This is a genomic window from Brucella sp. RRSP16 (genome assembly GCF_052246815.1).
Lineage (GTDB): Bacteria > Pseudomonadota > Alphaproteobacteria > Rhizobiales > Rhizobiaceae > Brucella > Brucella intermedia.
Genome location: NZ_JBQQAM010000039.1, coordinates 1 through 2581, shown reverse-complemented (window position 1 = coordinate 2581; position 2581 = coordinate 1). Strand labels below are relative to the sequence as shown.

Below are 2581 nucleotides of genomic sequence, written 5' to 3'. Positions count from 1 at the left end.
GCAACTGGCAATATGACGGCCCTGCATGAAGCAGGGCCGGACGATGGCGGCGCATCCGGCGGCCGGACGGTTCTGTCGGCGCGCGGACTGGGCAAGTCGTTTGGCGGCTTTCACGCGGTGAGGAACGTCGATCTCGATGTGGAACATGCCCGCGTTCACGCGCTGATCGGGCCGAATGGCGCGGGCAAGACGACCGTGTTCAACCTCCTGACCAAATTCCTGCAGCCGTCGAGCGGCGAGATCACGCTTCTGGGCGAAACCATCACCAGAGCCGATCCGGCCCGGGTGGCGCGCATGGGGCTGGTGCGTTCGTTCCAGATTTCGGCAACCTTTCCGCATCTGACGGTGCTGGAAAACGTCAAGGTCGCGCTGCAGCGCCCCAACGGGCTTGCCACGCAGTTCTGGCGTCCGCTGTCGGCGCTCGACCGGCTCGACGCGCAGGCGATTTCGCTTCTGGAGCGCGTCGGCCTTGCCGACGCCCGTCATGCGCTGGCCGCCGACCTGTCCTATGGCCGCAAGCGCGCGCTGGAGATCGCCACCACGCTGGCGCTCGATCCCAAGGTGCTGCTGCTCGATGAGCCGATGGCCGGCATGGGCCATGAGGACGTCCATACCATCGCCGCCCTCATCGCCGATGTGGCGAAGGACCGCGCGGTGCTGATGGTCGAACACAATCTCAAGGTGGTGGCCGACATTGCCCACCACGTCACGGTGCTGCAACGCGGCGAAATACTTGCCTCCGGCAATTACGCCGCCGTCTCGAAGGACGAGCGCGTGCGCACCGCCTATATGGGAACCGAACATGAATAGAGGCCAACCGCTATTGTCCGTGCGCGGGCTCAATGCCTGGTATGGCGAAAGCCATGCCCTGCACGGCGTCGACCTCGACATCTGGCCCGGCGAGACGATCACGCTTCTGGGCCGCAACGGCGTCGGCAAGACGACGACGCTGCGCGCCATCATGGGCATCATCCGCAAGCGCACCGGCACCATCACGCTCGACGGCAAGGACATCATGCGCGTGCCGTTGCACCGCATCGCCTATGCGGGTCTGGGCTTTGTTCCGGAAGAACGCGGCATCTTCGCCACCTTGAACGTGCACGAAAACCTGCTTCTGCCGCCGGTCGTCGCCAGGGACGGCCAGAGCGCCATGTCGCTCGACGAGATCTACGAACTCTTTCCCAACCTGCATGAGCGCCGCAACAGCCCCGGCACCAAGCTGTCGGGCGGTGAGCAGCAGATGCTGGCGATTGCGCGCATCCTGCGCACCGGCGTCAAGGTGCTGCTCCTCGACGAGCCGACCGAGGGGCTTGCGCCCGTCATCGTGCAGCGCATCGGCGATGTGCTGGTGGAACTGAAGAAACGCGGCATGACCGTGCTTCTGGTCGAGCAGAACTTCCGCTTTGCCGCCAAGGTCGCCGACCGCTTCTACCTCATGGATCATGGCGTGGTGACGGACAACTTCCCCACCGCCGAACTGCCCGCCCGCATGGCAGAACTCACGCATGCATTGGGGGTCTGAATGACAATGATTTTTGGAATACCCTTGCCGGCACTTCTCGGGCAGTTGCTGGTCGGCCTCATCAACGGCTCCTTCTATGCGATGCTGAGCCTCGGCCTTGCCATCATCTTCGGCCTCCTGCGCATCATCAACTTCGCCCATGGCGCGCAATATATGCTGGGGGCCTTTGTCGGCTATCTGCTGTTGAGCTGGCTCGGCATCGGCTACTGGCCGGCGCTGATCCTCGCCCCGCTCATCGTCGGGCTGGGCGGCGCGATCGTGGAGCGCGTGGCGCTGTCGCGGCTCTATAACCTCGACCCGCTCTATGGCCTGCTCTTCACCTTCGGCCTGGCGCTCGTGATCGAAGGCACGTTCCGCTATTATTATGGCGCGGCAGGCCAGCCCTATGCGGTGCCGCCGTCGCTTGCGGGCGGACATAATCTGGGCTTCATGTTCCTGCCGAACTATCGCGCCTGGGTGGTCGTCGCCTCGCTCATCGTCTGCCTGGGCACATGGCTCCTGATCGAAAAGACCAAGCTCGGCGCCTATCTGCGCGCCGCGACTGAAAACCCGACGCTGGTGAAGGCCTTCGGCATCAATGTGCCGCTGCTTCTGACTTTCACCTATGCGCTCGGTGCCGCCCTTGCCGGACTTGCGGGCATCATGGCCGCGCCGATCTATCAGGTCAGCCCGCTGATGGGCTCCAACATCATCATCGTGGTCTTTGCCGTGGTGGTGGTCGGCGGCATGGGGTCGATCCTCGGCGCCATCATCACCGGCTATGTGCTGGGGCTGGCGGAAGGTCTCACCAAGGTCTTCTATCCCGAAGCTTCCAGCATCGTCATCTTCGTCATCATGGCCATCGTTCTTCTGGTGCGCCCCGCCGGACTGTTCGGGAAGGAGGCCTGACATGGCTGATACCGCTCTCAAGGCAAATACGGCCTCGCGCGACAGCAAGGCGCCTGCCGTCAACAGCCTCTCGGCCGTCATCCTCGGCATTGCCCTTGTCGGGCTGCTGGCCGCACCCTTCATGGTGTATCCGATCTTCCTGATGAAGATGCTGTGCTTCGCGCTGTTCGC

General features: G+C 63.7%; 3 protein-coding genes and 1 pseudogene. All 4 read left to right on the top strand.

Annotated elements, in window-relative coordinates:
- Positions 1-12: 12 nt before the first annotated feature.
- Positions 13-810, top strand: coding sequence for an ABC transporter ATP-binding protein (locus ACS5UA_RS22745; protein WP_112701577.1), 798 nt, complete (start codon positions 13-15; stop codon positions 808-810).
- On the top strand, positions 803-1522 hold the full coding sequence (locus tag ACS5UA_RS22740; RefSeq protein WP_006467528.1) for an ABC transporter ATP-binding protein: 720 nt from the start codon (positions 803-805) through the stop codon (positions 1520-1522). The genes ACS5UA_RS22745 and ACS5UA_RS22740 overlap by 8 nt, the downstream gene beginning before the upstream one ends.
- Entirely contained in the window at positions 1523-2410 is an 888-nt protein-coding gene (locus ACS5UA_RS22735) for a branched-chain amino acid ABC transporter permease (protein ID WP_443101879.1), read from the top strand.
- Position 2411: 1 nt separating this feature from the next.
- Positions 2412-2581: pseudogene (locus tag ACS5UA_RS22730) on the top strand (branched-chain amino acid ABC transporter permease); the annotation flags it as partial.

Coding starts and splice junctions, on each gene's coding strand:
- ACS5UA_RS22745 (WP_112701577.1), top strand. CDS start 13: ATGACGGCCCTGCATGAAGCAGGGCCGGACGATGGCGGCGCATCCGGC.
- ACS5UA_RS22740 (WP_006467528.1), top strand. CDS start 803: ATGAATAGAGGCCAACCGCTATTGTCCGTGCGCGGGCTCAATGCCTGG.
- ACS5UA_RS22735 (WP_443101879.1), top strand. CDS start 1,523: ATGACAATGATTTTTGGAATACCCTTGCCGGCACTTCTCGGGCAGTTG.